Source organism: Micromonospora sp. NPDC005174 (assembly GCF_040608495.1).
Lineage (GTDB): Bacteria > Actinomycetota > Actinomycetes > Mycobacteriales > Micromonosporaceae > Micromonospora.
On sequence record NZ_JBEXIJ010000039.1, the window covers coordinates 26,519 to 53,518 of the forward strand.

Consider the following 27,000-nt stretch of genomic DNA (forward strand, 5'->3'; position numbering starts at 1 on the left):
GAGATGTCCACAGGGGTACCTTGCGGAACAGCTCTCCGACGGTGAAGGCATCGCCGTTGTCCGCGGCAACTCGAACCCCCGCCCTGCTACCTCCGCCGGGTCCGAACCGACAAGCGCGCCCTGTCGCAGCCCTGGGCGGGAACAGCTACGTGACGCGGTAGGCGGTGTAGCGCACCCGGTCGGCCTCGCGGATCGCCGACGCCACGAAAACGGACTGCTCCAGGACGGCCAGCGCGGGCATCGACGTCTCCAGTCGTACGCCCAGGCGGAAGTAGTACTCGGACACCTCGACGGCGTCGCCGCGCAGCAACGCCTCGAGGATCTCCGGGCGGCCGCTGCGGACGCCGAACGTACGTAGGTAGACGTGACCGCCGGCGGCGGTTCGCGCCGAGTAGCGCGTGTCGATCTCGATCGCGCCGTCGGGGCGGACCACCTGCCAGTCGGCGCCGCCGGGCAGGATGTCGGCCTCGAAGAGACCGGTGATCCGGCCGCCGACAACAGGCACCACGCGACGGTGACCGGCACGGGTCAGCCCGTGGTCCTCCAGCGCGCCCAGCCGCACCTCCACCTCGAACGCGGCCTCCAGCCCGGGAACCGGCGGGGCGGTCACCGCGTCCCGACCGGCGGGTCGGCGCGTACTCATGGAGTGTCCTTGGCGTGCGCGAGGGCGTCGCGGAGGCGTTCCAGCGCGGGCACCGCGGCGGCGAGGGCCGCGCGGTCCGCCGCCGGCAGGGTCGCCGCGGCGCGGGCGACCAGGTCTCCGCTCGCGAGGTCGAAGCGGTCGAACAGGTCGAGGGCCTTCGCTGTGGCGAGGACGTCGACGTGGCGGTGGTTGCCGGGACGGGGGCGGCGCTCGACGAGACCGTTGCCCTCCATCGCGGTGAGCAGGTTGCTGATCGTGGATCGGCTCAGGCGCAGCCGCTCGGCCAGCTCACCGGGGCCGGCCACGGTGCCCCGGGGCAGGGCCCGCACGATCTCGATCTGCGCGTCCGGGATCTCCGGCAGGTGCTCGGCGGCCCGGGCTGCGGCGAGCAGCGTGCGGCGCAGCGGTGAGATCACCGACGCCAGTCGCACCGCGTCCAGTTCGGGCGGCTCCGGGCCGGTCACGGCAGGACGCCCGGGAAGGCCATCGGCGTCAGGGAGGCCCGTTCGTTGAGGTCGGCGGGTAGGAAACCGGCCGCCTTCTTGTAGCCGGTGGCGATAGCGGTGAGCTCCTGCGGCGGGATGACGTCGTGGATGTGCGTGAACCCGTCCGGCGCGCGCTCGTGGGCGAGCACCATCACCTGTTCCGGGCCCTGCCGCCGGTTGCTCAGCACGAGCGCCGTGGTCGCGGGCCGCCGGTCCGCCTCGTAGGCGTCGAGCGCCGCCCGGACCGTCGGCGTGGTGGCGAGGTGGAAGGCGAGGGTACGTGCGTCCAGGATCGCCTGCGACGCCCCGTTGGAGCCGTTCGGATACATCGGGTGGGCCGCGTCGCCGAGCAGCGTGGTGTTGCCGTGGGTCCACGTGTCGATCGGATCGCGGTCCACCATGGGGTATTCGAGGATCTCGTCGGCCGCGGCCAGCAGTTCCGGCACGTTGAGCCACGCGAAACGCCAGTCCGCGAAGAGCGCGACGACCGGCGCGGGGTCGACCGTCCGGTTCCAGTCCGCGTTGGGCCCGGCGAAACCGGGCCCGCGCCGCTCGGCGACGACGTTGATGAGCCCGGCGCCTATCGGGTACGCCACGAACTTCTGGTCCGCGTCCCCAGCCATGATCATGGTTCGCCCGTCCAGGAATCCGGGTGCCCGTGCCGTCCCCCGCCACAGTGTCAGCCCGTTCCACAGTGGCGCCCCCTCGCCGGGCCGATGGTGGCGGCGCAGCGCGGAGTGGATGCCGTCCGCTCCGACGATCAGATCGCCAGCGACGCCCACCTCCCCCGTCGCCGTCTCGAAGTGCGCGACGCCGTCGCGGACGCCGACGAGCCGGTGCCCGGTGCGCACCGCGTCGGCGCCCAGCCGTTCCCGCACCACGTCGAGCAGTTCCAGCTGGAACCGGCCGCGGTGCACGGAAAGCTGCGGCCAGCGATATCCGGCGTCCAGTCCGCGTGGCTCGCTCCAGATCTGCTGACCGTAGCGGTTGTAGTAGGCAAGCGTGCCGGGTGCGGCGCCCAGCCTTTCCATGCGTTCCCCGAGACCCAATTCGGTCAGCTCGCGGACGGCGTGCGGGAGCAGATTGATTCCGACGCCGAGTGGGCGCAGCGCGGCGGCGCGCTCGTAGACGGTGATTTCACGGAAGCCAGCCCGGTGCAGGCTGAGAGCGGTGGTGAGGCCGCCGATACCCGCGCCCACGATCACGATTGCCACGTCGTCGCCCTCTCCGCCCCGCGCCACCAACCGCACAGTTTGGTCACAAAATCGTCGACCGTCAAGACGTGTCTTCATCGCCCTCGGGCCACTCGCACCGCTATGCGATTCGCCCTTTGGAATTCTTGACAATCAATCGCTTCTGCATGACGCTGATCGACGCGGTCGGATGCATTCGGCACTCCGTCGACCCCACTCCTCAGGCTGCACACGCGCTGCGCACGGAAGGGCCCGTCCATGAAGAAGGTCACCGCCCTCGCTGTTCTCGCCGGCGTCGTGATCACCCTGACCGGCTGCACGGATTCCGATGCCACCGATCCGTCCCCCGGGGCGAGCGGCGACCTGCGGAAGGTCCGCGTGGCGGCGCTGCCGATCAGCGAGACCGCCGCGCTGTGGGGCGGCATCAAGGCGGGCATCTTCCGGGAGCAGGGGCTCGACGTGGAGGTGGTGCCCGCACAGGGCGGCGCCCAGGCCATCCCGGCCATGATCAACGGCGACATCGACTTCGCCATCGGCCAGCCGTTCGGCCCGTTCCGCGCCGATCTGCAGAACCTCGGCGTGGTGATCATCGGAAACTACGCGTCGTCCTACGCCGACGGCGACGACATCAACGCCGTGCTGGCGTCCGCGAAGTCCGGTATCACCCGGCCGGCCCAGCTCGCCGGACGCAAGGTGTCGGTGAACAGCCTGGGCGCCGCCGGCGACGTCACGATCATGGCGGCGGTCGAGAAGGACGGCGGCGATCCCACCAAGATCAAGTTCGTCGAAGTGGCCTTTCCGGACGCACCGGCCCAGCTCGCCGCCGGCAACATCGACGCCGCCTGGGTGACCGAGCCGTTCATCACCCAGATGCGTAAGCGTGGTGACGTTCTCGTGGTCGCTCCCTACCAGGCCACCGTTCCCGGACTCACCACCCTGACCACGATCACGTCGAGCAAGCTGAAGGACTCCGACGCCACGCTGGTGGCGGACTTCTCGTCGGCGATGAAGAAGACGCTCACCTGGGCCAAGGATCCGGCGAACGAGAAGGACCTCCGCCAGGCCATCAAGGACAACCTCGAACTGCCGGAGCCGGTGGCCGACTCGGTACGGCTCCCGGCGTTCGGGTGGGAGCTCGACCGGACCGGCCTGGAGCAACTGGCGACGCTGGCCCAGAAGTACCGCGTCCTCGACCGGCGACCCGACTTCGACCGCCTCATTCAGCAGCAGTAGCCGGCCGATGCGCAAGATCCTGCTGGGCGCCGTGGGTCTGCTGGGGTTCCTCGTCGTCTGGCAACTGATCCCGGCTCTGGGGCTGGTCGACCGGCACGACCTGCCGTACGCGACGGACGTGTTCGGGTGGCTGCTCCACGAGGTCCGCGACCTGGCGTTCTGGCGGCGGCTCCGGCTCACCATGACGTCGTGGGCGATCGGCCTGACGGTGGCGACGCTCGCGGCGGTCGTGCTGGGGACCGTGGTCGGGCTGGTGCCGTTCCTGCGTCGCGCCACGCACTCGACAGTCGAGTTCCTGCGGCCGGTGCCGTCGGTCGCGCTGATCCCCCTCGCCGTGCTGATGTTCGGCCTGCAGATGCGCGCCGCACTCGTCATCATCGTCTACGCGGCGTTCTGGCAGGTGTTCGTGCAGGTGATCTACGGTGTCGCCGACGTCGACACGGTCGCCCGGGACACCGCGCGGAGCTTCGGCCTCACCCGCTACGAGCGGCTGCGGTATCTCGTCCTTCCGACCGCTCTGCCGTACCTGATGACCGGCCTGCGCCTCGCCGCGGCGGTCGCGCTCATCCTGGCCGTCACCGCGGAGATGGTGATCGGTAACCCCGGCCTCGGACGCATGATCGAGCTGTCGCGCTCCACCGGGGACGCCGTCGGCCTGTACGGCCTCGTCGTGGTCACCGGGCTCCTCGGCGTGGTGGTGAACGTCGTGTTCCGCTTCGCCGAACGCCGCTCGTTGGCCTGGCACCAGTCGGTGCTCGCGGACGAGGCAACCCGATGACCGCCCTCGGTGCGGGCAGGACCGCCCCTCGCGGCCTCGGCGTCCGGGTCGCCGAGGACGTCCTGTACGCGGTCGGGCTTCCCATCCTGGCCGTGGGGCTCTGGGCCGTCTGGTCCACCCGGTCGGCCAACCGGTTCCTCGTCGGCCCCCGCCCGCTCCTCGACGCGTTCCGGCAGACCTGGATCGGCCCGGCGTTCGTCGACGACGTGCTGCCGAGCGTGTACCGGCTGCTGGCCGGCCTGTTCGCGTCGATCATGCTCGGCGTCGCCGCCGGCGTCCTCATCGGCCGGTTCCGCCCGCTACGCGAGATCCTCGAACCGCTGCTGGAGTTCTTTCGCGCGATTCCGCCACCGGTGCTGATTCCGGTCGCGATGCTCCTGCTCGGCATCACCGACACCATGAAGGTCGTCGTCATCTCCTCCGGCGCGATCTGGCCGATCCTGCTGAACACGATCGAGGGCGTCCGGGCGACCGACAGCGTGATGCTGGAGACCGCCGACTCGTACCGGATCTCCCGGTGGGAACGGGTGTGGCTGTTGATCCTCCCGGCGGCGAGTCCGCGCATCATGACCGGCGTACGGCAGGCACTCTCGGTGGCCCTGATCCTCATGGTCATCTCGGAGATGTTCGCGTCCTCGGCCGGCCTCGGCTACCGGATCGCCTACTTCCAGCGGAACTACCTCATCGCCGAGATGTGGAGCGGCATCCTCCTGCTCGGCCTCATCGGCGTCCTCCTCGCCGTGGCCTTCGGCGTTGTCGAACGCCGCGTCCTGCGCTGGTACCACGGAATGAGGGAGGTCACCCGTGCCTGACGCACGTCCGCTGCTGCGGGTCGAGCACCTGCGCAAGGTCTACGCCTCCGGCCGGGGCGAGGTCGAGGCGATCGGGGATCTCAGTTTCACCATGATGCCCGGCGAACTGCTGTGCGTCGTCGGCCCGTCGGGCTGCGGAAAGACCACCCTGCTGAAATGCCTCGCCGGACTGCTCGGGCCCACCAGCGGCGTCGTCACGATGGAGGGATCTCCGGTGACGGGCCCGAGCCCGGCGATGGCAGTGGTGTTCCAGGAGTACGGCCGCAGCCTCTATCCCTGGCTGACGGTCCGGGGCAATGTGGAGCTTCCCCTTCGACACAAGAAGCTCTCCCGCGCCGAACGCGACCGGCGGGTCGCCGACGCCCTCGACGCGGTCGGACTGCCGCAGTCGGCACGCAGCCATCCGTGGCAGCTCTCCGGCGGGATGCAGCAACGGGTGGCCATCGCGCGCGCCATCGCGTACCGGCCCGAAGTGCTGATCATGGATGAGCCGTTCGCGGCGGTGGACGCGCAGACCCGCGCGGACCTGGAGGACCTCGTACGCGACCTGCACCTGAACCGCGGTATCTCCACTGTCTTCGTGACGCACGACATCGACGAGTCCGTGTATCTGGGCCAGCGCGTGCTCGTCCTGTCCCACTCGCCGACCCGGGTGCAGGAAGACCTCGTGATCGACCTCCCGTCAGAGCGCGATCAGCTCACCACCCGGGCGCTGCCCCGGTTCACCGAGCTGCGGACCCACGTCTACGCGCAGATCCAGCGGGCCAAGCGTGCGCCGGCCTCGGCGCCCCACCCGGCACCGTGACGCTACCGGTGCTGGCAGCCTCGCCCAGTACCGTCGAGCCGTAGCTGTACCCGATGACGTGTCGTTATCCGAGCCACGGCACGACCGCTACGGGCGGCTCACGGGGTTGAGCGCGATTGCGGTGTCCTGCAGGAGACTTGCCCGGTTGATCGGACCGCGAATCCCCGCGAGCTCCGTGCCTACACCCGGTACGAGCACCGCAGTATTCCCCGCAGTGTCCGGATTTCCGGGGGCTACCGCGGCCCTCCCATCCCGGCTGCGATCGACCGACAACAGATATGGGCGCTTGTCCGGCTCAGCGTTCTCAGCGCTTTCCAGCTTGTCCAGCAGCATCAGCGCGGCCGCCTGCTGGCAGCTGTCCGAGTCCTGTCGCTGGTTGACGTTGGCTTCGTTGAGCCCCAAGGCGGCCGCAGCCTCGCGGGCGCCGTCACGAGCCTTGTTGTATTCCCACGCGTACCGGCCCGGCATGCTGGCCTCCGACTGGCCCAGCACCGGGGCGGTCCGGCCGTCTACTTCCGTGACATCCTGAGCGATCCTGACGACCAAATCGCTGTAGATTCGCGCGTTCTGCAGATCCCGACGGTGCAGGAATTTTCGCGTCTGGGTCGTTCCAGTCACCCCGGCCCGTTTCCCGGGTAGAGACCCGGCCGGTCCCATCGACGCGCAAGCCCCTGGTCACCCGAACCGCGGCCTGTCCTGCTGCATGCTCTACGCCCAACCGCCCAACCGCATCCCGCACCTCATCACCCACCATGTCACCGAACACGACGGCGAACTATTCATCCACCTTGGCGACCCACCCGCGCCCCCCGCCGCGATCCTGCGGCAGCTTGTCGCCACCGCCGGCTCTGCTGTTCCCTGGTCGGCTCGCCGGACAACCCGTCGCCTACCAGACGCTGCACAGACGGCTTCGGAATCTCGGCTTCCCACTCATCGCGGCCCGCGTCGCCGCGCTACGCCAACTCGTCCTGCGCGCCCCTGCCCCGGTCATCACCAAGGCCCTCGGCCTGGAGCCAGCACACGCCCGGTGACGACACACCGTCATCCTGGCTAGCGCTCAGGCTTCGGGCGGCGCATCTGACTCCATGAGGGCGTGCGCCGGCGCCTCGGCGCGGTTACCGAGCGTTACGGACAAGCCTGCAGGGCGCAGACAGCGGCAGATCCCGGACACTCGATCATCCGTCGACGGGGCCTTGATGGCTCAAACCAGGCTGCACTTGCCCGTCCGAAGGCTTGCGAACGGTAGCGCTCTGGAGGCGGGTCCGCCGGAACGTGACCAGGACCTCAAAGGCGGGTCCGCCGCGCGTTCCACTGGTCGGGAGCCATGATCCCTTCATGCCAGCGCGCTCCGACACGGCGTTCGTTGCCGTAGTTGCCGGCCGCGACGGGACCCGCCATCCACCTTCCCCGGTTCACGTGTCATGCGGTTGAGGAGGGCGCCTTCGCGGCGCAACGGCTAGGGCCGTCTCCTCGGAGCATGGTCAGCAGGCCCGGAAAGCGTTGTTCCACCTCGGCGTAGCGCAGCGTGACGAGTCGGCGGGTACCGTTGACGCGCGTGCGGATCATGCCGGCATCGCGCAGGACCTTGATGTGGTGCGACAGCGTTGACTTGCCGATGGTGAGGCCAGTTTCCTGGAGGACGTCGCTGCCGCAGGTCCAGTCACCAGCGGCGTCGAGGGCGCGCACGAGCGTAAGCCGCACCGGGTCGGCAAGCGCGCTGAGCACGACGTCGATCGTCACGGTCTCGATGGCGGGTTCGATCACCTCGGTCACGAGACGAATCCTAGCCAGAAGTTGCGAAAAGTTCGACTTCCATCGTACTGTTCGAGGCGCGTCAAACAGTACGATGCAGATCGAACATTGGATGGATCATGAAGGCGATCATCTACCGCGACAACGGCGGTCCCGACGTTCTCCAACTCGTCGAGCGTGACCGGCCCACGCCCGCACCCGGCGAAGTCCGCGTCCGGGTTGCCGTGTCCGGGGTCAACCCGACCGACTGGCAGGCCCGCTCCGGCGTCGCCCACCGCAAGCCCTTCTCCGAGATCACCCCGCACCTCGACGGTGCCGGCGTGATCGACGCCGTCGGTGACGGCGTCGACCCGAGCCGGGTCGGTCAGCGGGTGTGGCTGTTCATGGCCGCCGCGGGGCGGCCATCCGGCACCGCCGCCGAGTTCACCGTCGTACCCGCCGATCAGGCCGTGCCGCTGCCAGACGCGGCCGGCTTCGACGTCGGCGCCTCGCTCGGCGTTCCCGCACTCACCGCACACCGCGCCCTCACCGTCGCCGAGGACGGGCCACGCCGCCTTCACCCCGGCGTACTCGACGGCAAGGTGGTGCTCGCCGCCGGCGGGGCCGGCGCGGTCGGGCACGCAGTGATCCAGCTCGCTCGATGGGCCGGCGCCACCGTGATCGGCACGGTCAGCGGGCCGCAGAAGGCGAAGCTCGCCATCGCGGCCGGCGCCCACCACGTCATCAACTATCGCGAGGGCGACCCGGCCGCCGCCATCCGTGCGATCGCCCCGGACGGCGTCGACATCGTCGCCGAGGTGGCGCTGGGCGCGAACCTAACTCTGGATCTGGCCGTGCTGCGTACCCGCGGCACGATCGCGACGTACGCCAACCAGGGCGGACATGCAGTCGAACTGAACGTGGGGCAGAACATGGTGCTGAACACGCGCCTACAGTTCCTGGTGCTCTACACGGCTGGCCCGCAGGCGCGTGCCGCAGCCGTCGAGGACGTCGCCATCGCGATCCGCGACGGCGCTCTGCCGGTAGGCGAAGAACATGGCCTGCCACTGCACCGCTTCCCGCTGCACCGCACCGCCGACGCTCATCGAGCGGTGGAGACCGGCGCGGTCGGCAAGGTACTGGTAGACGTCATGCCCTGACGTTCAACCATCGGCTCCGCGTGCCACAGTATGTCGAAGGAACTACGGTACGTGATGGCACATCGCTTACCGACCCGCACGGTCGTCGGCATAAGAGTGCGTCGACGGCTCCACGCTCTCGCGGCCGCTTGTGAGCATTGTGCAACAACGACGGTGCGTACGACGCCATCAGCAGGTCTCGGGTCCTCGGTCGAGAGCCGAACCAGATCACACCCGGTAGTACTGCACGACGCCGGCTTGCCGCCGAAAGGAACGACCGGCGCAGGCAAGCAGTACGACCATGCGTTAGCGGCCGGTCCCAGCACGACTACGTCCTGGGCGACCAGCTTGCGGCGTCGCCGAGCATTGCCTCCATCAACTCCGCGGTCTCCGCTCGCTCTCCGGCAGCACGTGGGTATAGACCTCCCGCGTCGTACGGCTGTCAGCGTGACCAAGCCGCCGCTACATCACGGGCCCGAGAACGCCAGCGTCAGCACGCGTTGTCCCCATGTGGTCCCCGGGACGCTGACACGCTTGACGACCTCAGCACACGGTTTAGGAAGTGTGGACACGGGCGGAAAGTCGCTCGGCAGACCTGCTTGCCAAGAGTGGTCGCTGAGCTGCAGAGACACCGCAAGGCACTTATCACTCCTTAACACCCTTCGTCAGCGATGGGTAGGGTTTTCGGGGAGTAAGCAGGGGAGCCACACGCAACCGCGCCAAGTCTGACCGCCGCGCCGCGCCCGCCTCACAGCATGCGTACGACGGGAACATTCGAAAGTACGGACTCAGCCGGTGATGTCCCGTGGGTCACGCTCGGCCACAACGTTTGGCAGGGTGACCGGAACGGCTGGCTTACCGACGGCCGGGAACCGCCACTGCGTCACCTCCGGCCGACCCGCCGGCAGCGCCGGCGCGAGGAGCTCGAAGAGGCGGTTCGCCTGCTCCGGGCCGTACTCGTCCCAGGTCTTCGTCGCCAGTAGCCACCAGCCGCCAGCAGCGAGCGGCTCCACCTCGACGAACGCACCGGAAACGCGGAGGCGATCAGCACCGCCGACACGCTCGGCCATCTCATCGCTGAGTACGGTCAGCCAACCGTAATTGCGCAGCACCCTGCCAGGCTGCTTGCGGTAGTCAGCCGAAGAACGGCTGAGCGCCTCCTCCAGCGGCGTATCCGTCAGCGAACCTCGCACGGCGACGGCGACCGCAACCGGGGCGGCCAAATTCGCCACATCACGGACGGTCGCGAGGAGCTCCCGCTCGCCTCTGGGATCATTAGCCACCGCGTCGTCAATAGTGCTAACGAGATTGATGTAGCCGTCGTCGCTGACTGCACTCAGAAGGAACCTCGGTTGGTTCAACCGTCCCTGCTCGTCCCTGGTCTGCGCCTCGAAGGATGCCGCATCCGGGACCTCGCCGAGGCGGCGCAGCAGTTCGTCCCACGACCCCCGCGAGTAGGTCTCCGTCCACTCGCGGGGTTCCCGATACAGGTCATCGAACACCGCAGCGCTAACCGAGCTGTGCACTGTGCCGGGAGGCGACACAGGCGGATCGAGGTCCGCCTTCGGCATCGCACGCACGGTGGCGCCGAACGCGCCGTGCAGTCGTGGCGGGCACAGCTCGAACCAGCGCCGCATTGCCATGACCGCACGCTCGCGGTCCGGACTCACCGGCACCGTCACCATCACCGTGCAATTCTCACGCCGCCTACCAGCCATGCCTACCGCTCCCGCCTCTCTCCCCGCCGCCTGTCAGCGCGCGAGTCCGAAGTCCGCCTGCGTCTCTGCCACCAGCGTCGCCGCCGCCCCATCGGCACCATCACTAACGAGCGCCCATCTTCGCCTCCCGACGCGGCACCGGGCTCTCGTCCAACAACGTCCGCCGCCCGTGGCGTGAAGCCCGCGCCGACACCGACCTCGCCTGGGTCACCCCCCACGCCTTCCGCAAGACCGTCGCCACCCTCATCAAGGAAGAGGCCGACACGAAAAGCGCCGCAGGAGCCTGGGCACTCCAGTGAGGAGGTCACCGCCACGTACTACATCGCCAAACCCGCCCAAGCCCCGGACGTCTCAGACATCCTCGAGCCACTCGGCACCGAGCACGGAAGCCGGCGACGTCCCACACCCGCCGTGCCCAACGATGCGCAGCCGCCTCAGGTCGTCGAGTTGGCGCGCCGGCCCTCCGCGATCCGCCCGGCCAGGTCCCGGATCCGCTCGTCGGTGGTCTGCCCGGGTACGAGGGCGAGCAGCAGCCCAGCGGGCGGGGCGGACAGCCTCGCCGGCCCGGTGCCGGGCCGGCGAGGTACGACCGTCACGGCGTCCCGCCGAGTATGGCGACAAGCGCCACGGCGAGCACAGCGGTACGCAGCCGCCCGCGAGCCGGTGTCGGAAATGTTGGCAGGGAGATGAGGACTTCTTCGGGGCCGGGCTACTGGTAGACACGGACGTAGTCGACGAGCATCCGCGCTGGGCGACGAAGACCGTCTGCCCGTCGATCTTGAAGGTGATGCCGCGACTGTCCCACTCGGCGGACCAGACGTGGAAGCCGCCGGAGAGGCCACCCCGCCCGGTGACGGGTACTTCTAACCGTACCCGTTGCCGCCGTTGTAGGCCGGCGCGTGCAGGGTGGAGTATGCCTCCAGCGTGTTGCGGCCGAGGACCTCCATGATGTCGACCTCCCCGTTGTACGGCCACGGCCGCCCGCTGAGGAAGTCGGCGCCCATCATCCAGAACGCCGGCCAGAGCCCGTTGCCCTTCGGCACCCGGATGCGGGCCTCGATCCGGCCGTACTGCACGCTGAACTTGTTGCCGGTGTTCATTCGGTGCGAGATGTACGAGCGGCCGTTAGAGGCTCGCACTTGTCCGCGCGTACCGATAGATCCAACTCCCGAAGGTAGGCCAGGTTGTCCCGGGTCCGCTGAGCCAGCGGCACGGCGGTGGAGAAGTCCTCGACCGTCACCCACCCGTCGTAGCCGACCCGGCGCAGCGCGCCGAGATAGGCCGCCAGGTCGGCCTGCCCCTCCCACAACGGCGCCCACTCGGCCGACCAGCGCGGTCCCCCGTCGTCCCGGGTGCCGCTCACCCGCCACGCGACGTTCTTCACGTGCACGTGCGCCAGGTACGGGCCGAGCATCTGAAAACCGGCCAGCGGATCCTCGAAACCCTCGATGGTCAGATTGCCGATGTCGTGGATGACCCCGGCATGCTCCGGCGGCAGGCCGTCGAGCAGCCGCATCGCCGCCGACGCCGAGGCGACGATGGTGCCGTGGTGCAGCTCGACCAGCGCGGTCACCCCGTGCTCCGCCGCCCGACCGGCGATCCACGCCAGGTCCCGGCGGGCGCCGGCCATCAGCTCCCGATAGTCGCCACTGCCCAGTTGCGGCATGGTCACCCGGACCCGTTCCGCGCCCAGCGCGGCGGCCGCGGCCAACACCCGCTCGACGTTGCCGTGGTCGGCCGCCGGCACGTACGCGCCGAGGCCGGACAGCGCCAGCCCGGCCTCGCGGGTGATCGCGGCGATCCGGGTCAGCTCACCCTCCAGCCCGGTCAACGGGATGGTCGCCCGGTTGCCGGCCCAGAACCCGGGCGGTCGAGCCGGTTCCTGGTCGGTGACCCGCCACTCGACACCGTCCCAGCCCTGCGCCGCCAACTGCCCGACCGCCTCCTCCGGCGTCCAGTCCGGCGTGGACGCCGTGAACACCGACCACCTCATCGCGCCACCCCCGCCCGCAGGACGGACGACACCGTGGCCGCGGAGCCCTCGACGGCGGCGAGCGCATCGTCGAAGTCACCGGCGAGCACCGCCGGCACCGACACCGGCCGACGCAGGTGCGCCGAGAGGTAGACCGCCTTGACCACGGCGACATCGAGCAGCGCCTCGACCGCCGTGACCCCCGGCCGCCGGCCGCCGAGGATCGCCTCGACCGTGTCGTGGTACTGCCGCAGGTGTCCGTTCACGAAGGCGTCGTCGGGCTTGGTCGCCCCCCGCAGCTGTGACGGTGGCACGGCGTCGCTGGACCGGTCGGGCCCGTCGGCGTACGCGGACGGGTCCGGGCCGTCGGCGGTGTGCAGGTATTCCAACTGGTCGTCGTGGACCACCGCGGACCCCTGCGAGCCGTGCACCTGCAACCGCACGCCGAGGCCCGGGTACGCCGCGGTGGTGGCGTGCAGCACGGCGAGCGCCCCGTCGGCGAACCGGATCGCCGCCACGGCGACGTCCTCCACCTCGACCCGTTCGTGGGCGAGGACGCCGGTGTAGGCGAACACCTCCTCGGGCCGGCCGAACAGCCACAGCAGCAGGTCCACGGTGTGCACGCCCTGGTTTATGGTGGCGCCGCCGCCATCCTGTTCCCAGGTGCCGCGCCAGCCCGCCGAGTCGTAGTACCGCTGGCCCCGCCACCACGGCACGCTGGCCACCGCCGAGGTGAGCCGCCCCAGGTCGCCGGCGCGCACTCGGGCGGCGACCGCGACGCTCGCCGGGTCGAACCGGTGCTGGCAGACCACCGCGCAGACCTGACCGGCCGCCTCGGCGTCCGTGGCGGCCCGGGCGATCCGGCGGGCCGCCGGCAGGGAGGCATCGAGGGGCTTCTCGACGAGCACGTGCACGCCGGCCGCGAGGGCCTCCTCGGCGAGGTCGGCGTGCGTACCGCTGGGCGTGCAGACCACCACCAGGTCCGCCGCCTCGGCCGCGAGGGCCTCGCCCAACGAGGCGTACCGGGCCGGCGGCGGGCCGCCCTGCTCGCCGATCCACCCGGCGAGCCGGTCGTTGGCCTGCGGGTCCGGGTCGGCGAGCGCGGTGAGGCGCAGTCCGGGGTGCCGCAGGATCGCCCCGGCGTGGGTGCGGGCGATGACCCCGCTGCCCGTGATCACGACGTTGAGAACGGTCATCGAAGATGCACTCCTATCGAGGCGGTGAGGTTCACGAACGCGCGCGCCGCCCGGCCGAACTCGGCAGGGCCGGAGAATCCGCCGAGGTCGTGCTGGCTGGCGAGGTGCGGTTCGAGGGAGGCGAAGCCGGCATAGCCGTCGTCGCGCAACGCGGTGAGCGTCCGCAGCAGCTGGCCGTCGCCGTGGCCGGCGGGCACGACCTCCGCGGTGGCTGCGATAGCGTCCTTGACCTGCAGGTACTCCAGGTGCGGGCGCAGCAGCGCGTACCCGTCGTCGTAGGGCCGCACCCCGACCTGCACGAAGTTCGCGTTGTCCCAGGCGACGCGCAGCGCGGGCGAGTCGACCGACTCGACGAGGTCGGCGATCCGCCGCGGTACATCACCGTAGATGTCCTTCTCGTTCTCGTGCAGCAGCACGACGCCGGAGTCCTCGGCGAGGGCTGCGAAGGCCCGCATCCGCGCCAGCACCGCCGCGCGGACCTCGGCCGGGGCGACCCCGGTCGGGCGGTAGAAGGAGAAGATCCGGACGTACCGGCTGCCCAGCCGGTGCGCGGCCGCCACGGCTGCGCGTAGCCGGTGGAGCTCACCGCCGTCCTCGGTGGTCACGTCGACCTTTCCGACGGGCGACGCGACCGCCGAAACCGCCATGCCGCGCGCGTCGACCGCCTCCGCCAGGGCGTCCAGTTGGGCGTCGCCGAGCTCCACCACGTTGGTGCCCCACGCGCTGCGCACCTCGATGTGCCGGGCACCGAGGGCATTGAGCACCGCGAGTTGCACCGCCGGGTCGGGATCGATCTCGTCGCCGAACCCGGACAGCGTCCACGCCGTCACTTCACACCTCCCGCGGTCAGCCCACTGACGATGTACCGCTGGAAGGCGAGGTAGAGGGCGACCACCGGGGCCGCGCAGACGAGGGCGGCGGCCATCATCTGCCCGTACGGCGGGATCGCCCCGCCCTCCTGCGCCGCGCCGAAGACCTGCAGCACGACCGCCGCGGTGCGGGTGTCCACGTCGGTCATGACCGAGGCGAACAGCACGTCGTTCCAGCCGAGCAGGAACGCGAAGATCGCCGCGACGACCAGGCCCGGCCAGCTCAGCGGGATGACGATACGCAGCATGATCTGCCAGCTCCCGGCACCGTCCACGCGGGCGGCCTCGATCAGCTCGCCGGGCAGCTCCCGCAGGTAGGTCACCATGATCCAGGTGGAGAACGGCAGTCCGAACGTGAGGTAGGTGACGACCAGCGACCACCGGGTGCCGATCGTCGGCACACCGAGGCTGCTGCCGATCGTCGCGAAGAGCACGAAGACCGGCAGGAGCAGCAGCGTGCCGGGGATCGACTGCATGCCCAGCAACGCGCGCAGCACGGTGCGCCGGCCCCGGAACCGATGCCGGACCAGGACGTACGCCGAGAAGACCGCGACCGCCGCGCAGGTCACCGCCACCGTGCCGGCGACGAGCAGGCTGTTCGCGAGCCCCCGGCCGAGCGGAACGGTCGACCAGATCCGGACGTAGTTGTCGACGCTGACCCGCTCCGGCCAGAAGTCACCGCCGGCCACGGCCAGGTCGGTGTTGACCGAGGCGAAGAAGACGTAGCCGACCGGCGCGCCGACGATGGTCAACAGGATCAGCGTCAGGCCGATCTGCAGTGGTCGCGGCAGCAGGCGATGCACGGAGTTCATGCGGCGGCCTCCGGCGCGTCGAGTTTGACGGTGCGCAGATAGACCAGCAGCGGGACCAGGATCAGCACCAACGAGATCACGGCCATCGCCGCGCTCAGCCCGAACCGCAGGTTCTGGAAGCTCTCCACGTACGTCAGCACCGGCAGCACCTCCACGTCGTGCGGGCTCGGGACGCCGAACAGCACGAACGGCAGGGTGAAGCTGTTCACCATGTGCAGCAGGGAAATGATCGCGGCGAGCGCGACCGGGGGGCGCAGCAGCGGGAGGATGACGTGGCGCAGCTTCGCCCACCACTGCGCGCCGTCGAGCGCGGCGGCTTCGTGCAGGCTGTCGTCGATGCTCTGCAGGCCGGCCAGGGCGAGCAGGTAGACCAGCGGCCAGCCCGACCAGGCCTGCACGACGATCAGGGCAAAGTAGCTCTTCGGCCCGTTCAGCCACAGGCCGCCAGCGATGCCCAGGCTCGCCAGGCCCTGGTTGGCGACCCCGTCGGGTTGCAGGATGATCCGCCAGATGGTGCCGACGACGAAGGCGGGCAGCACGTACGGGATGAGGTAGAGGGACCGGATCAGCGACCGCCCGCGGAACGGCAGGTGGGTGGTCAGCGCGGCGGCGACCCCCAGTGGCAACGCGAGCAGCGTCGCGATCACCGCCGCGGAGCCGCTGACCCAGATGGCGTGCGGCAGGCTGGTGCGGCCCACCGCTTCCACGTAGTTGCCGGCGCCGACGAACGGCGCCGACAGCCACTGCCGGAAGGTGTACTGGTCGAGGTCGAGCAGCGACATCACCAGCGCGACGACGAACGGCACGACGATGACGGTCAGGGTGAGCAGGCCGCCGGGCGCGAGTAGCCACACCGCGGCACCGCCGGCGGTCGAGCCGCGACGGCGGCGCGACGGGGACGGGCGGGCCACCCCGACCCGGCGCGCTTCGCCGGTGCCCGGAGCGTCCGCCGTCGCTGGGTCGGTGACCGTCATCTACTTCGCCTTGTCCAGCGCGGCCTGCGCCTCGGACTGCGCCCGGGTGAGCAGGTCGTTGAGGGACGCGTCGTCGACCTTGCCGGCGGCGAGGTTCGGCACCGACTGGACGACCACGTTGACCAGCGCGAGCTGCACCTTGCTCCACCCGCCGTGGAACGGGGTGCCGTGCGCCTTCGACGCCGAGTCCACGATGGCGGCGAGCGCCGGGTCGGCGACCAGCCGGTTCGCCAGCTCCGCGTTGGTCGGCAACTCGCCGAAGGTCCGGTAGTAGGTCTCCTGCGACTCGGCGGTGGTCAGCATGTTGACCAGGCGCAGCGCCAGGTCCTGGTTCTTGCTGTACTTGGCAATCACCAGGTTGTCACCGGAGAGGATGCTGGTGGCGGCGACGCCGCCCGACGGCAGGCTGGTGGCGCCCGGCGGGACGGTCGGCATGAGGGCGTAGCCGTACTTACCGGCGACCGCGGACTTGTCCAGCGTGACCTTCGAGGTCGCCGAGACCATCGGCAGGAAGGCGGCCTTGCCGGCGCCGAACGCGGCGATGGCCTGGGCGTTCTTCCAGCCGGTCGCCGCCGGGTCGACGACCTTGTCGGTGGCGAGCCAGCCGAGGTACGTCTGGTATGCCTTGACCGTGACCGGATCGGTCAGGCGTGCCTTGCCGTCGGAGATCAGCGGGTTGCCGGCCTGGATGCTCATCGCCCAGATGAACTTCCACGGGTCGAAGCCGTCGCCGTAGGCCACGGCCAGGCCGTACCTGCCGGCCCCGGTCAGCTGTCTGGCCTGCTGCCGCAGGCCGTCCCAGGTGCTGGCCGGCTTGTCGATGCCCGCCGCGGCCAGAAGTTCCTTGTTGTACGCCATGACGAACGGGCGGCTGCTGAAGGGGATGCCGACCTCGTGCGTGGCGTCCGGGCCGGAGATGCCGAGGGTGGCCGGCAGGAACCGGTCCCGGCCGCCGACCTTCGTCCACTGGTCGGCGGTGAGGCCGACGAAGGCGCCGGTGGAGTATGCCGTCGGGGTGAAGGTGGTGCCGAGGGCATAGACGTCCGGCCCCTGCCCGGAGAGCATCGATGTCTGGATCTTGGTGAGTTCGTCGGTGGGGCTGGCGAAGGTCTCGAACGTCACCTTCGCCCCGGCCTGCTGCTGGAACTTCGCCGAGACGTCGGCGAACCACTGCTTCTGCTCCTCGGGATAGATCGAGTTCGCCGCGATGAGCACGTTGAGCGTCCCGCCACCCTCGGCAGAGCTACCGGGATCGCAGGCGGTGACGGGTATGGCGACCGTGACGGCCAGGGCCGCCGCGAGAAGCGCACGGGTGGCGTTCATCTCTGCTCCTTGGGTGGTGGCTGTCCGGAGAAGATTGGTGTGGAGAACACATAGCCAGACGCCCGGGCATTCCCCCGGTTCGATGAGACGTGCGAGGGAACGTAACAACCTTGGAAACCGAATGGCAATCGGTTGCCATTAATTGCCATCGATGCTCTGCTGATTGTATGAACCCCGAAGGCGCGTCCTCCCCCCGTCCGGCGTCACGCCGGGAGGGCCGCGTGACCATCGCCGACATCGCTGCCCTCACCGGTGTTGCCGCCTCCACCGTGTCCCGGGCGCTGAGCCGGCCCGACCGGGTCAACCGGGTCACCCGGGAACGCATCCAGGCCGCCGCCCGCGAGCTGAACTACGTACCCAACACCCAGGCGCGGGCGCTGTCGTCGGGGCGTACCGAAACGGTCGCCCTGCTCGTCTCGGACGCGACGAATCCGTTCTTCTTCGGACTGATCCGCGGCGCGCAGCAACAACTGCGCGCCGCCGGCCACGCCCTGCTGCTGATCGACACCGAGGACTCGGCCGAGCTGGAGAACCACCTGCTGCACAAGGTGCGCCGGTCGATCGACGGGGTGATCCTCGCCGCCTCCCGCCTTCCCGAGCAGACCCTCTCCGACATTGCCGCCGAACTGCCGGTCGTCACCGTCAACCGCAACGTCCCCCGGGTCCGCAGCGTCGTCATCGACAGCCCCGACGGGGTGAGGCAAGCCGTCGAGCACCTGGTCTCGCTGGGCCACCGGGCGATCGCGTACGTCGCCGGACCGTCGTCCTCCTGGGCCGACCAGGCCCGGTGGCGGGCGATGCGGACCGCGATGGCCCGACACGGCCTCACCGCGGCCCGCGTCGGACCGTTCGGCGTGTCCCGCAGCTCCGGGTCGGTCGCCGCGGACGCGCTGCTGAACACCGGCGCCACCGCCGGCGTCACCTTCAACGACCTGCTGGCGATCGGCATCCTGCGGCGGCTGGCCGAACGCGGCGTCGACGTCCCCGGCGAGATCAGTGTGGTGGGCTGCGACGACATTTTCGGCGCCGACTTCTGCAGCCCGCCGCTGACCACCCTGACCGCGCCGATCGAACAGGCCGGCCGGGTGGCGGTGTCGATGCTGCTGGACCACCTTGAGCACCTGGGGGAAACGGCGTCCCGTCAGACCGTGCTGCTGCCCACGCACCTGACCATCCGGCAGTCCAGCGGGCCGGCTCCGCGCCGGTGACCACTCGCCGGGCCGCCTCTTCCTGGCCGACGCTTCGCCAAGTCCCCCTCCGCACCGCATCCGCCGTCCCAGTTCGGTGGCCATGATCGGTCACCAGGACGGGCGCGGAGCAGATTCAGCCGGCGCCTCGGTGGGTCGCTCCGGTCCCGATCGCCCGCAGGTGGGCCAGCCCTTGCGCCCAGGACTGGATCAGAGTGGTTTCGTGGTAGGCGATGCCATGTTCTGCGCAGAACTGGCGGATCAGTGGTTGGGCGTGGCGCAGGTTGGGTCGGGGCATGCTGGGGAACAAGTGATGTTCGATCTGGTAGTTGAGCCCGCCGAGGACCGCGTCGAGGAGTCGGCCACCGCGCACATTGCGGGAGGTGAGGACCTGTCGGCGTAGGTAGTCGAGGTCGTCGGCCTCGGTGAGGATGGGCATTCCCTTGTGGTTGGGCGCGAAGGAACTGCCCAGGTAGAGACCGAACAGGGCCTGGTTGACCAGGATGAACACGATCGCCTGCGGAACGCTCAGAACCACGAACACGGCCCCGAGGTACGCGGCGAAGTGCAGGACGAGCAGGCCGGCCTCCACCGGTCGGTGCCGGAGCCCAGGACGGCTGATGATCGCCCGGACGCTGGCACCGTGCAGGTGCACACCCTCCCCCATCAGCAGAGGGAAGAACAGTGCCGCCTGGTGCCGGACGAAGAGGGCCCGCAGGCCACGCTGCGTCGCGGCCTGGCCCGGGGTGAACGACAGCGGAGCCACCATGAGATCAGGGTCGCGGCCCTCAGTGTTCGGATGGGCGTGGTGGCGGTTGTGCTTGTCGACCCACCACCCGTAACTGATCCCGGTCAGCAGGTTCGCACAGATGAGGCCGAGCACCTCGTTGGCCCGACGGGACCGGAAGATCTGTCGGTGCCCGGCGTCGTGACCGACGAAGGCGAGTTGCCCAAGGAACATCGCCACGGCGGCTGCGACAGCCGTCTGCCACCACGACGGTCCGAGCCGGACGAACACCACTCCCAGGACCCCGAGACAACCCAGCACAAACGCGATCCGCGTCGCGTAGCGCCAGGGCTGGCGGTCGAGGAGACCCGCGCTCCGGACCAGGCGGGACAGCTCGGCGTACGCACTGCCACGGTCACTGCGGGCGCCAAGATCCGCGTTACTCACTCTCGCCCTCCTGTAGGACGGCCAGTACAGGTCAGGGGTCTGCCAACAGCCGCGAGGGGGCAGGCACGCGACCCCTTCGCCATGCGACGGACATCGAGGTTCCCAGTCTTCCTCACCGCCGCCTCTCGCAGAAGGAAACGGCAACCACGGCGTAAGTACCGGTCGCTCTCATGCAAGTCCGCCGATTAGATGCCTGACCTCCGCCAGCCAGTCCGACAATAGGACTACATGGTCAGGCCGGATACAAGGGGTTGTCATGGTGCGAAAGAGGAAGTCGATCACACGGCAAACGCTCATCCTTGCCTTCGCGGCTGGAGCGGTGTCCGGAGCGGCGAGCATGCTCACGCTTCGAAGTCGCCGCCAGGATGGTGACTTCCCGGCAGCTGACGTCGCGGGCCAGTTCGACAACAGCTCCGCATCGATGACCGGCGTGCGTATCGACGCCCCACCGCACCGGCCCCAAAGCGTGCCGACGGCGCAGCGCCAGTGACCCCCGCGCAGCGCCTCGGACCACTCCCTGTTCGACAGAGATGAGAACACTGATGTCAGAACGATCCAGCGCCGACCCCGGCACCGCGTCCGCAGACGCGCCGGTCGCCGAGCTGGTGCAGCGTGCCACCGATCAGATCACCCGGCTCGTGCGCGACGAGCTCAAGATGGCACGCGCGGAAATGACTGCCAAGGGTAAACGCGCGGGCGTCGGCGCCGGGCTGCTCGGCGGCGGCGCGATGCTCGGAATCTTCGCCGGGGCGACCGCCGTCACCACGCTCGTGCTGACGCTGGCCGCGATCATGCCCGACGCCGTGGCCGCCCTGATCGTCACGGTGGTCCTCGCCATCGCCGCCGCGATCGCGGCCCAACGCGGCAGGAAACAGGTCAGCGCGGCAATGCCGGTCACACCCACAGCAACCAAAGACAGCGTGCGAGCCGACGCCGAGACGATACGTGGCGCAGCGAGTCGGAGACAGCCATGAGCACGCCACTCGAGGGCAGCAACCTGGACCAGACCCGACACGATATCCAGCAGACACGCGCCGAACTCGGCGAAACCATCGCCGCACTAACTGCCAAGACCGACGTCAAGACCCGCGCGCGCACCAAGACGACCTCCGCCGCCGGCAGTCTCCAACAGCGGATCACCCAGGCCGGTCAGTCGGCGAAGACCAGAGCGACACAGCTTGCCCACACACTGAGCCAGAAGGCATCCCAGCGCGCTACCTCGGCGAAGCAGGATTCACAGCACATCGTCGGCACGATACGTGGCTCGCTGACAGCCGGCGCGCAGACCACCGGTAAGGCCGAGTCCACCCTGACCACCTCCGCTCGCGCCGCCGCCACCACCAAGATCGGCAGTTTGGTACACGCGAAATCCGTGCCAGTCGTCGCCGCCACCACGACTGCGGCAGCCCTCGTGGTCGTTGCCTACCGACGCCGCTGGTTCCGGTAAACAGCCCAGCGAACTTCCGCAACCCCACTCTGCCCGGCTCGGCTTCTACCGTTGGCGACGCCAACGGCACCCACGTGCCCGCGCGCTTCTCTGAGGGCGTGCACTGCTCGTGACCCGGCGCTCGGCCGCCGGATGATCATCGAGCGGGCGTGGGTGCGGGTGATCTCCGCAGCCCGCCAGGCCCTTCTCATCCCGGGCGCGAACGCGACCGCACCGAACGGGTTCACTTACGTCGCGGCATCGCCGACCGGCGCGGTCGAGTTCGTCGACCACGACCATCGGCGCGACGACGCGGGTTGGTTCGAAACCGCGATAGATCCACGCGTGGACGTCGAGGTCATTGATCGAGCAACGCCGAGCGGGATTTTCTCGCTGTTGCGGTACCGATCCACCTGCCCGTTACCGAGTTCGCCTGCCCATCACCGAGTCGCCAAATGAACTGGACGCGGGAGGCGACGTCGCTGCGGGGCAGGGTGCCTGCCGAGCTCGTAGCCGTGTTGGGTGTAGGCAGCGACCATGGCGTCAGGGGTACGTACGGCTTCGGCAAAGTCCTGGTGTCGTTCGTTGTCGGTGGTGTCGATCTGCGGCCAGGGCGGGCCGATGAACACAGGCTCGTGGTAGCGGAACAGCTGCGCTGCGGCTGTCACGTACGCGGGAACGGGCGTGCCGAGTAGAAGGTACTGGCCATCCCTCGGTCGAACAAGACGGGTCCAGGCTGTTGGCTGGTTGGCGGTAGGTGCGCGTTCGCACTCGACGGTTGGCGTCCAGCGGACCAGGTGGCGGCGTACCTGCGGGCGCTGCCCCACGAGGCCAACTCGGGCGACGTCTACGCCCACGTGCCACGAACTAGGTAAATCTTGCCGATGTCCAACGGTTGCCGACTTGGCACGATCGCTTGTGCCGGGTGTGGATCCATCGGCTCACTCATGCCCGGCGTTCCGATCGTCCGTGACCGCAGAAGGGCTTCACGATGCAGAGAACTACGCTCACCACCGGGGCCGGCATTGACGTGTCGGCCCCGGTGGTGAGCCGTCACAGCGTCACGGTGACCGCGTCGGCGGACACCGTGTGGCGGATCCTCACGGACATCGACGCATGGACGACCTGGCTGCCGGAAATCCCGTACGCACGCGTGGAGACACCCGGTCCGCTCGCGCCGGGCTCCGTGTTTCGCTGGTCCGCCGCGGGCATGGAGATCGAGTCGACGATCGTTCAGGTACGGCAGCGGGAACGCCTCGTGTGGCGAGGGTACGGTGACGGACCGAACGGCGTCCTCGGCGTCCACGTCTGGGCGCTCACTTCGGCCAGCGACGGGGTGGAGGTGTCGACTGAGGAGTCCTTCGCCGGCCCGCCCGTCGATGCCGACCCTGCCCCGTTCCAGGAGGGCCTCGACGCCACCCTCGCCATGTGGCTCGAACGACTCAAGCGCACCGCTGAGGCGGTGGCCGCCGCATGAAGAACCGTATGGTTGCCGTCGCGATGGCAGTGGTGGTGTCCGGCCTCGTGGGCACCACAGGCGCACCGGCTCGGGCCGAAGCCAGGCGCGATGGCGGCTCCGACCGCGCGACGGTGCGATGTGCGGGAAAGACGGTCGACACCGCGGCGAAGATTCGCTACCGGACGGAGACGACGATCGAGGCACCGCTACGGACCGTCTGGAAGATTCAGACCGACGTGGAACGCTGGCCGTCGTGGCAGAAGCCGGTCCTGTCCAGCAAGCGGCTCGATCGTGGCCCGCTGCGTTCTGGTTCATCGTTCCGGTGGACGACGGCGGTACCCGAGACCGCGTTGAACCCCGCCACCACCCTGGTCGTCACGTCCACCGTCCGGCAGCTACAGCACCAGGAGTGCCTTCGGTGGGAAGGTCCGGCGATCGGTGCGGGGTTGCGTATCGACCAGGGGGTGCACGTGTGGACGTTCGCCGAGATCAACGGTCGAGTTCTGGTGCGTACCGAGGAGACGTGGCGCGGTGAGCAGGTGGAACGGGACGTCGGATTCTCCACCGAGGCTCTCGGCGGGGGTCTGGAGACGTGGCTGACCGAGCTGAAGACGCTGGCCGAACGGGAGTGCGACCGGGATCGGCGCTGACGTGACTCAACGGCCCCGCCGGTCCCGTGCCGGCGGGGCCCTCTCGTCGCTCGGTCGGCCCGCTCCGTCAGCGGAGAAGTTCGCGCAGCTGCCGGCGTGAGGTGATGCTCAATTTGCGGTAGAGGTTGCGCAGGTGGGCGTCGATCGTTCGCGGGCTGACGAACAGCAGCGCGGCGACCTCCTTGGTGCCCGCGCCGGCGGCGACCTTGCGGGCGACGAGTAGTTCCCGTGCGGTCAGCCCGGCGAGCGGATCGGCGTCGTCGACCAGAGTCGGCTCGCCGATGGCATCCAGTTCGCGGGCGGCGCGGGCGGCGAACCCACGCGCGCCGATGGTGGAGAGCAGTTCGTGCGCGGCGCGCAGTTCCACCCGCGCCTCGCTACGGCGACCGACCCGTCGCAGCCACTGCCCGTAGAGCAGGCGGGCACGCGCGTAGTGCACCCGCAGCCTGCTTCTGGCGAACCGGCTGATCGCCTCGCGGTAAAGGTCCTGTGCGCCGAGCCCCGGGTCGAGCAGCGCGCACGCCAACAGATGCGCGCCCGTCGTCCACGCGTTCGGGTTTACCCGTGCGACATCCCCGATCCATTCGGCCGACTCCTTGGCCTCCTCGGGACGTCCGACGGACGCGGCGGCTTCGACCAACTCGTGGTGGAAGGCGGTGACAACATACGCGCCGCGCCGGTGCTGGTCCCGTACCAGCAACAACGCGTCGAGCGCCGCCTCGTGGTCGCGGCTGCCATTGCACAGCACGCCGTTCGCGTAGTGCAGCGCGGTGGGGTTGACCTCCACCCAGCCGTGCAGCTTCTCCTGGATCTCGCGGAACCGGTCGGTGTCTCCGCTCCACGCGGCGAGCATAAGGTCGGACCCGACGAGGTTGGACGTCCCTGCGGCCTCGTCGACCGCACGCGCCTCGACGATGCAGACCTGCGCGTCGGCGAAGCGGCCAACGATCGTCCGGGCGACTGCTTGGAAACGCAGCGCATGGGGAAGGATCGCGTAAGCGCCCTGCGCCCGGGCGAGCTCCACCTGACGGTCGGTGATCTCCTCCATGGCGTCGCTGTCCCCGTTGTCGACGCTCAACACGCAGGCGCGTTCCATCCACCACGGATCCGCGTCGGGGGCCCGCCCGTGCTCCCGGAAGGCGTCGACCGCACGGCGCATCATGGGCATCGCCTCGTCCACCGGGCGGAGGTTCTGCTCGACCAACGCCTGCAACAGCAGGTCGACCGGACGCGGCAGCCGCCGCTGGGGTACCCGTTCCCGGACGTGCAGGGCGAGCCGCCGCAACCTCCCGGGCTCGTCGACGCTGAACATGAGCGACGCGAAGGCTTCCAGGTAGGTCTCCCGGACCTCATCAGGCCCCACACCGTCGGCCGCGTCGATGAGGGCGACCGTCGCCGGGATACTGCGCGTCACGTAATAGTCGATCGTCGCACGCAGCAGTCGCGCGGCGCAGCGGTCGGCCGGCTCCGGCTGGAGACGCTCTGCCTCGTCCACGAGTTCCCGGGCGGCAGAGGGCGCCCCCGAACTCAACCGTGCCCGGGCCGCGGCCAAGAGACGGCGTGCCTGCAGCGACCGGCCCGGTGTCAGTCGTGCCGCGCGTTCGAGGAGCGCGGCCACGGCCGCGAATCCGCCGCGGCGCTGTGCCCGGCCGGCGGAACGCTCCAGCTCTGCCGCTGTTTCCTCGTCCGGGCCGATGACCGCGTTCGCCCGGTGCCAGGCGCGACGGTCGGGATCGACCTCGTCCGTGCCGGCGGCGAGCGCCGCGTGTGCCTGCCGGCGCGCGTCGGCGCCGGCCGAGCGGTAGACCGCGGAACGCGCCAACGGATGCCCGAAGTGCACCCGCGGCCCGGTCACCAACAGACCGCTGTCCTCGGCCGCAGCCAGATCCGCAGCGTCCAGGCCCTGGATCGCCATGGCGCGCCGCAGCAGTACGAGGTCGCCGGTGGGCTCCGCGGCGGCCAGCGCAAGAACGGAGCGCGTGGATGCCGACAGCCGCAGGAACCGACCCACGAACCGGTGCTCCACTGTGCCGTCCCCGGCGTTTTCGGGTAGACCGAACGGTCCGGTGTCGCGGGCGAACTCCACCAGGGCCAGCGGGTTGCCGGCCGCTTCGGCGAGGATCCGTTGCACGATCGCTGCGTCGTGGCCCATCGGTGTCCGATACCGCAGCAGGGTCAGGGCCTGCGAGTCGGTGAGCCCGCTGAGGGTGAGGGTGGGTAGGCGACCGAATTCCCACACCGAGGCGGCGTCACGGGCGGCGAAGACCATGGCGACCCGCTCGGCTGCCACGCGTGCCGCGACGAACGCCAGCACCTGCCGCGATCCGGCGTCGATCCACTGCACGTCGTCGACAGCGCAGAAAACCGGCCGGCGCCGGCCTACGGCGCTCAGCAGGCCCAGGATGGCCAGGCCGACCAGCATCGGGGTCGGGGAGGCCCCGGCGTGCAGCCCGAACACCGTGTCGAGCGCGCTGCGCTGCGGGGCGGGCAGCCCGGTGCGGTGGTCGAGCACGGGCGCGCACAACTGGTGCAGGGCCGAGTAGGGCAGTTCGCTCTCGAACTCGATACCGCCGGCGCGCAGCACCTGCCATCCGTCCAGCCGTGCGACGGCCTCACCGATGAGCGTCGACTTGCCGATCCCCGCGTCACCCACGACGAGCATCGCCCCACCACGGCCTTGCGCCGCGGGTGCCGTCACCGAGGCGATATCGCCCAACTCCGTCTCTCGAGCGACGAACGCCCCTGGCCTGGTGTCGAGCCGATGGTGGGTAATGGTGCCCACTCCCCCTTAGTACTCCAGCAGGAGATCCGTTCTGACCTGCTGTGGCGGTGTGGTTTTGTCCGTGGGCATGGAACAGCCACCGCTGAGTCTCGTGGTTGTGTGGACCCAAGATACGGCGGTGGCTGCCGCCTACAGAGTAGACGCCCAGCGATGGTTGGGGCTGTTCGACGAGCTGATGGACGTGGTCGCGTCACGCTTCGGCAGGCCTGAGCCCCGCCGGCGGGTGCGGGACTTTATGGCCGGGCTGCTGGCACCGCTGCCGACCAAGAACTGTTGGACGATCGCGGAACACGCCGGTGACGACGGGCCGGCAGGAATGCAGGACCTGATCGGTCGGGCCAGGTGGGACGACACGCAGGTCCGCGCCGACGTGCGGGACTTCGTGGCGGTCAAACTCGGGCATCCGGACGGTGTGCTGCTGATCGACGAGACCGGTGACCTGAAGAAGGGCGTGCACACCGTCGGCGTGCAACGGCAGTATTCCGGTACCGCCGGGAAGATCGAGAACTGCCAGCTCGCGGTCCACCTGTCCTATGCCTCACCAGCCGGGCACACCCTGCTCGACGTCGCTCTCTACCTGCCGAAAGCGTGGACCGACGATCCCGCGCGACGGACGGAGGCCGGGGTGCCCGACACCGT

Annotated in this window: 31 protein-coding genes; 14 read left to right on the forward strand and 17 right to left on the reverse strand. The window is 69.7% G+C overall.

The annotated features are described in order from the left end of the window. Positions 1–145: 145 nt before the first annotated feature. Genes ABZU91_RS29130 through ABZU91_RS29140 form a run of 3 tightly spaced genes read right to left on the reverse strand, consistent with a single transcriptional unit; the run spans position 146 to position 2,342 of the window. Positions 146–643 carry a DUF3237 domain-containing protein gene (locus tag ABZU91_RS29130; protein WP_355247247.1) on the reverse strand — a complete coding sequence of 166 codons (498 nt, stop codon included), beginning with the start codon at positions 641–643 and terminating at the stop codon, positions 146–148. After that, complete coding sequence (locus tag ABZU91_RS29135) at positions 640–1,107, reverse strand: MarR family transcriptional regulator (protein WP_355247250.1); 468 nt, start codon at positions 1,105–1,107, stop codon at positions 640–642. Before ABZU91_RS29135 ends, ABZU91_RS29130 begins: the two co-directional genes overlap by 4 nt. After that, positions 1,104–2,342 (reverse strand): flavin-dependent oxidoreductase, encoded by a 1,239-nt coding sequence (locus ABZU91_RS29140; RefSeq protein ID WP_355247253.1) that lies wholly within the window; start codon positions 2,340–2,342, stop codon positions 1,104–1,106. Before ABZU91_RS29140 ends, ABZU91_RS29135 begins: the two co-directional genes overlap by 4 nt. 237 nt (positions 2,343–2,579) lie before the next feature. Here ABZU91_RS29140 and ABZU91_RS29145 point away from each other — a divergent pair, with 237 nt between their 5' ends. From ABZU91_RS29145 to ABZU91_RS29160, 4 genes are read left to right on the forward strand one after another with little or no spacing between them, the layout of a single operon-like run. Next, positions 2,580–3,554, forward strand: coding sequence for an ABC transporter substrate-binding protein (locus ABZU91_RS29145; RefSeq protein ID WP_355247256.1), 975 nt, complete (start codon positions 2,580–2,582; stop codon positions 3,552–3,554). A gap of 7 nt (positions 3,555–3,561) precedes the next feature. Next, positions 3,562–4,332 carry an ABC transporter permease subunit gene (locus ABZU91_RS29150; RefSeq protein WP_355247259.1) on the forward strand — a complete coding sequence of 257 codons (771 nt, stop codon included), beginning with the start codon at positions 3,562–3,564 and terminating at the stop codon, positions 4,330–4,332. Continuing rightward, complete coding sequence (locus tag ABZU91_RS29155) at positions 4,329–5,144, forward strand: ABC transporter permease (RefSeq protein WP_355247262.1); 816 nt, start codon at positions 4,329–4,331, stop codon at positions 5,142–5,144. Before ABZU91_RS29150 ends, ABZU91_RS29155 begins: the two co-directional genes overlap by 4 nt. After that, positions 5,137–5,949, forward strand: a complete 813-nt coding sequence (locus tag ABZU91_RS29160) for an ABC transporter ATP-binding protein (RefSeq protein WP_355247265.1) — start codon at positions 5,137–5,139, stop codon at positions 5,947–5,949. The genes ABZU91_RS29155 and ABZU91_RS29160 overlap by 8 nt, the downstream gene beginning before the upstream one ends. Before the next feature lie 87 nt (positions 5,950–6,036). Here the strand turns inward: ABZU91_RS29160 and ABZU91_RS29165 are convergent, their stop codons facing one another. Continuing rightward, positions 6,037–6,567 (reverse strand): alpha/beta hydrolase, encoded by a 531-nt coding sequence (locus ABZU91_RS29165; RefSeq protein WP_355247268.1) that lies wholly within the window; start codon positions 6,565–6,567, stop codon positions 6,037–6,039. Positions 6,568–6,779: 212 nt separating this feature from the next. On the opposite strand from ABZU91_RS29165, the gene ABZU91_RS29170 reads away from it, so the two are divergent. Then, positions 6,780–6,980 (forward strand): hypothetical protein, encoded by a 201-nt coding sequence (locus tag ABZU91_RS29170; protein WP_355247271.1) that lies wholly within the window; start codon positions 6,780–6,782, stop codon positions 6,978–6,980. A 388-nt stretch (positions 6,981–7,368) separates the two neighbouring features. Here ABZU91_RS29170 and ABZU91_RS29175 read toward each other — a convergent pair whose 3' ends face one another. After that, positions 7,369–7,722 carry a metalloregulator ArsR/SmtB family transcription factor gene (locus ABZU91_RS29175; RefSeq protein WP_355247274.1) on the reverse strand — a complete coding sequence of 118 codons (354 nt, stop codon included), beginning with the start codon at positions 7,720–7,722 and terminating at the stop codon, positions 7,369–7,371. 98 nt (positions 7,723–7,820) lie between these two features. On the opposite strand from ABZU91_RS29175, the gene ABZU91_RS29180 reads away from it, so the two are divergent. After that, the gene (locus tag ABZU91_RS29180) at positions 7,821–8,840 is read left to right on the forward strand and encodes an NADPH:quinone reductase (protein ID WP_355247277.1); all 1,020 of its coding nucleotides are present in this window, start codon (positions 7,821–7,823) and stop codon (positions 8,838–8,840) included. 767 nt (positions 8,841–9,607) lie between these two features. Here the strand turns inward: ABZU91_RS29180 and ABZU91_RS29185 are convergent. From ABZU91_RS29185 to ABZU91_RS29225, 9 genes are all read right to left on the reverse strand, one after another. Continuing rightward, a complete protein-coding gene (locus ABZU91_RS29185; protein WP_355247280.1) occupies positions 9,608–10,507 on the reverse strand; it encodes a hypothetical protein in 900 nt (299 codons plus the stop codon). A gap of 464 nt (positions 10,508–10,971) precedes the next feature. Further along, positions 10,972–11,133 carry a hypothetical protein gene (locus tag ABZU91_RS29190; RefSeq protein ID WP_355247283.1) on the reverse strand — a complete coding sequence of 54 codons (162 nt, stop codon included), beginning with the start codon at positions 11,131–11,133 and terminating at the stop codon, positions 10,972–10,974. A 267-nt stretch (positions 11,134–11,400) separates the two neighbouring features. Beyond that, positions 11,401–11,637: a glycoside hydrolase family 16 protein gene (locus ABZU91_RS29195; RefSeq protein ID WP_355247286.1), complete on the reverse strand. Its 237-nt coding sequence runs from the start codon at positions 11,635–11,637 to the stop codon at positions 11,401–11,403. Next, positions 11,634–12,530 (reverse strand): sugar phosphate isomerase/epimerase family protein, encoded by an 897-nt coding sequence (locus ABZU91_RS29200; RefSeq protein WP_355247289.1) that lies wholly within the window; start codon positions 12,528–12,530, stop codon positions 11,634–11,636. The genes ABZU91_RS29195 and ABZU91_RS29200 overlap by 4 nt, the downstream gene beginning before the upstream one ends. Then, entirely contained in the window at positions 12,527–13,705 is a 1,179-nt protein-coding gene (locus ABZU91_RS29205) for a Gfo/Idh/MocA family oxidoreductase (RefSeq protein WP_355247292.1), read from the reverse strand. Before ABZU91_RS29205 ends, ABZU91_RS29200 begins: the two co-directional genes overlap by 4 nt. Next, positions 13,702–14,535: a TIM barrel protein gene (locus tag ABZU91_RS29210; RefSeq protein ID WP_355247295.1), complete on the reverse strand. Its 834-nt coding sequence runs from the start codon at positions 14,533–14,535 to the stop codon at positions 13,702–13,704. Before ABZU91_RS29210 ends, ABZU91_RS29205 begins: the two co-directional genes overlap by 4 nt. Further along, positions 14,532–15,386 carry a carbohydrate ABC transporter permease gene (locus ABZU91_RS29215; protein WP_355247298.1) on the reverse strand — a complete coding sequence of 285 codons (855 nt, stop codon included), beginning with the start codon at positions 15,384–15,386 and terminating at the stop codon, positions 14,532–14,534. Before ABZU91_RS29215 ends, ABZU91_RS29210 begins: the two co-directional genes overlap by 4 nt. Beyond that, entirely contained in the window at positions 15,383–16,360 is a 978-nt protein-coding gene (locus ABZU91_RS29220) for a sugar ABC transporter permease (RefSeq protein ID WP_355247300.1), read from the reverse strand. Before ABZU91_RS29220 ends, ABZU91_RS29215 begins: the two co-directional genes overlap by 4 nt. Further along, the gene (locus tag ABZU91_RS29225; RefSeq protein WP_355247303.1) at positions 16,361–17,683 is read right to left on the reverse strand and encodes an extracellular solute-binding protein; all 1,323 of its coding nucleotides are present in this window, start codon (positions 17,681–17,683) and stop codon (positions 16,361–16,363) included. 221 nt (positions 17,684–17,904) lie between these two features. On the opposite strand from ABZU91_RS29225, the gene ABZU91_RS29230 reads away from it, so the two are divergent. Next, positions 17,905–18,891: a LacI family DNA-binding transcriptional regulator gene (locus ABZU91_RS29230; protein WP_355247306.1), complete on the forward strand. Its 987-nt coding sequence runs from the start codon at positions 17,905–17,907 to the stop codon at positions 18,889–18,891. A gap of 115 nt (positions 18,892–19,006) precedes the next feature. Here ABZU91_RS29230 and ABZU91_RS29235 read toward each other — a convergent pair whose 3' ends face one another. After that, positions 19,007–20,044, reverse strand: a complete 1,038-nt coding sequence (locus ABZU91_RS29235) for an acyl-CoA desaturase (protein WP_355247309.1) — start codon at positions 20,042–20,044, stop codon at positions 19,007–19,009. A 256-nt stretch (positions 20,045–20,300) separates the two neighbouring features. Between ABZU91_RS29235 and ABZU91_RS29240 the strand changes: the two genes are divergently transcribed. The 4 genes from ABZU91_RS29240 to ABZU91_RS29255 all read left to right on the forward strand — a co-directional run bounded on the left by ABZU91_RS29240 (position 20,301) and on the right by ABZU91_RS29255 (position 21,929). Continuing rightward, positions 20,301–20,534, forward strand: coding sequence for a hypothetical protein (locus ABZU91_RS29240; protein ID WP_355247312.1), 234 nt, complete (start codon positions 20,301–20,303; stop codon positions 20,532–20,534). A gap of 52 nt (positions 20,535–20,586) precedes the next feature. Further along, complete coding sequence (locus ABZU91_RS29245) at positions 20,587–21,018, forward strand: phage holin family protein (RefSeq protein WP_355247336.1); 432 nt, start codon at positions 20,587–20,589, stop codon at positions 21,016–21,018. Continuing rightward, positions 21,015–21,491 (forward strand): DUF3618 domain-containing protein, encoded by a 477-nt coding sequence (locus ABZU91_RS29250; RefSeq protein WP_355247315.1) that lies wholly within the window; start codon positions 21,015–21,017, stop codon positions 21,489–21,491. The genes ABZU91_RS29245 and ABZU91_RS29250 overlap by 4 nt, the downstream gene beginning before the upstream one ends. Before the next feature lie 132 nt (positions 21,492–21,623). Further along, a complete protein-coding gene (locus tag ABZU91_RS29255) occupies positions 21,624–21,929 on the forward strand; it encodes a hypothetical protein (RefSeq protein ID WP_355247318.1) in 306 nt (101 codons plus the stop codon). On the opposite strand, the gene ABZU91_RS29260 is transcribed toward ABZU91_RS29255, so the two are convergent. Continuing rightward, the gene (locus ABZU91_RS29260; protein ID WP_355247321.1) at positions 21,911–22,327 is read right to left on the reverse strand and encodes an AAA family ATPase; all 417 of its coding nucleotides are present in this window, start codon (positions 22,325–22,327) and stop codon (positions 21,911–21,913) included. The two genes, ABZU91_RS29255 and ABZU91_RS29260, sit on opposite strands and share 19 nt — an antisense overlap. A 134-nt stretch (positions 22,328–22,461) precedes the next feature. On the opposite strand from ABZU91_RS29260, the gene ABZU91_RS29265 reads away from it, so the two are divergent. Then, on the forward strand, positions 22,462–22,947 hold the full coding sequence (locus tag ABZU91_RS29265; protein ID WP_355247324.1) for an SRPBCC family protein: 486 nt from the start codon (positions 22,462–22,464) through the stop codon (positions 22,945–22,947). Beyond that, positions 22,944–23,579 (forward strand): SRPBCC family protein, encoded by a 636-nt coding sequence (locus ABZU91_RS29270; RefSeq protein WP_355247327.1) that lies wholly within the window; start codon positions 22,944–22,946, stop codon positions 23,577–23,579. The genes ABZU91_RS29265 and ABZU91_RS29270 overlap by 4 nt, the downstream gene beginning before the upstream one ends. 67 nt (positions 23,580–23,646) lie before the next feature. On the opposite strand, the gene ABZU91_RS29275 is transcribed toward ABZU91_RS29270, so the two are convergent. Then, on the reverse strand, positions 23,647–26,361 hold the full coding sequence (locus ABZU91_RS29275; protein ID WP_355247330.1) for an AAA family ATPase: 2,715 nt from the start codon (positions 26,359–26,361) through the stop codon (positions 23,647–23,649). A 175-nt stretch (positions 26,362–26,536) separates the two neighbouring features. On the opposite strand from ABZU91_RS29275, the gene ABZU91_RS29280 reads away from it, so the two are divergent. Further along, the coding region (locus ABZU91_RS29280) for a transposase (RefSeq protein ID WP_355247339.1) at positions 26,537–27,000 on the forward strand (464 nt) is incomplete at its 3' end.

What these genes read in the sequence shown, in the direction of transcription:
- ABZU91_RS29130 (WP_355247247.1), bottom strand. Translation starts at nt 643, where the DNA reads ATGAGTACGCGCCGACCCGCCGGTCGGGACGCGGTGACCGCCCCGCCG.
- ABZU91_RS29145 (WP_355247256.1), top strand. Translation starts at nt 2,580, where the DNA reads ATGAAGAAGGTCACCGCCCTCGCTGTTCTCGCCGGCGTCGTGATCACC.
- ABZU91_RS29150 (WP_355247259.1), top strand. Translation starts at nt 3,562, where the DNA reads ATGCGCAAGATCCTGCTGGGCGCCGTGGGTCTGCTGGGGTTCCTCGTC.
- ABZU91_RS29155 (WP_355247262.1), top strand. Translation starts at nt 4,329, where the DNA reads ATGACCGCCCTCGGTGCGGGCAGGACCGCCCCTCGCGGCCTCGGCGTC.
- ABZU91_RS29180 (WP_355247277.1), top strand. Translation starts at nt 7,821, where the DNA reads ATGAAGGCGATCATCTACCGCGACAACGGCGGTCCCGACGTTCTCCAA.
- ABZU91_RS29195 (WP_355247286.1), bottom strand. Translation starts at nt 11,637, where the DNA reads ATGAACACCGGCAACAAGTTCAGCGTGCAGTACGGCCGGATCGAGGCC.
- ABZU91_RS29200 (WP_355247289.1), bottom strand. Translation starts at nt 12,530, where the DNA reads ATGAGGTGGTCGGTGTTCACGGCGTCCACGCCGGACTGGACGCCGGAG.
- ABZU91_RS29205 (WP_355247292.1), bottom strand. Translation starts at nt 13,705, where the DNA reads ATGACCGTTCTCAACGTCGTGATCACGGGCAGCGGGGTCATCGCCCGC.
- ABZU91_RS29215 (WP_355247298.1), bottom strand. Translation starts at nt 15,386, where the DNA reads ATGAACTCCGTGCATCGCCTGCTGCCGCGACCACTGCAGATCGGCCTG.
- ABZU91_RS29220 (WP_355247300.1), bottom strand. Translation starts at nt 16,360, where the DNA reads ATGACGGTCACCGACCCAGCGACGGCGGACGCTCCGGGCACCGGCGAA.
- ABZU91_RS29225 (WP_355247303.1), bottom strand. Translation starts at nt 17,683, where the DNA reads ATGAACGCCACCCGTGCGCTTCTCGCGGCGGCCCTGGCCGTCACGGTC.
- ABZU91_RS29240 (WP_355247312.1), top strand. Translation starts at nt 20,301, where the DNA reads ATGGTGCGAAAGAGGAAGTCGATCACACGGCAAACGCTCATCCTTGCC.
- ABZU91_RS29245 (WP_355247336.1), top strand. Translation starts at nt 20,587, where the DNA reads ATGTCAGAACGATCCAGCGCCGACCCCGGCACCGCGTCCGCAGACGCG.
- ABZU91_RS29250 (WP_355247315.1), top strand. Translation starts at nt 21,015, where the DNA reads ATGAGCACGCCACTCGAGGGCAGCAACCTGGACCAGACCCGACACGAT.
- ABZU91_RS29255 (WP_355247318.1), top strand. Translation starts at nt 21,624, where the DNA reads ATGATCATCGAGCGGGCGTGGGTGCGGGTGATCTCCGCAGCCCGCCAG.
- ABZU91_RS29265 (WP_355247324.1), top strand. Translation starts at nt 22,462, where the DNA reads ATGCAGAGAACTACGCTCACCACCGGGGCCGGCATTGACGTGTCGGCC.
- ABZU91_RS29270 (WP_355247327.1), top strand. Translation starts at nt 22,944, where the DNA reads ATGAAGAACCGTATGGTTGCCGTCGCGATGGCAGTGGTGGTGTCCGGC.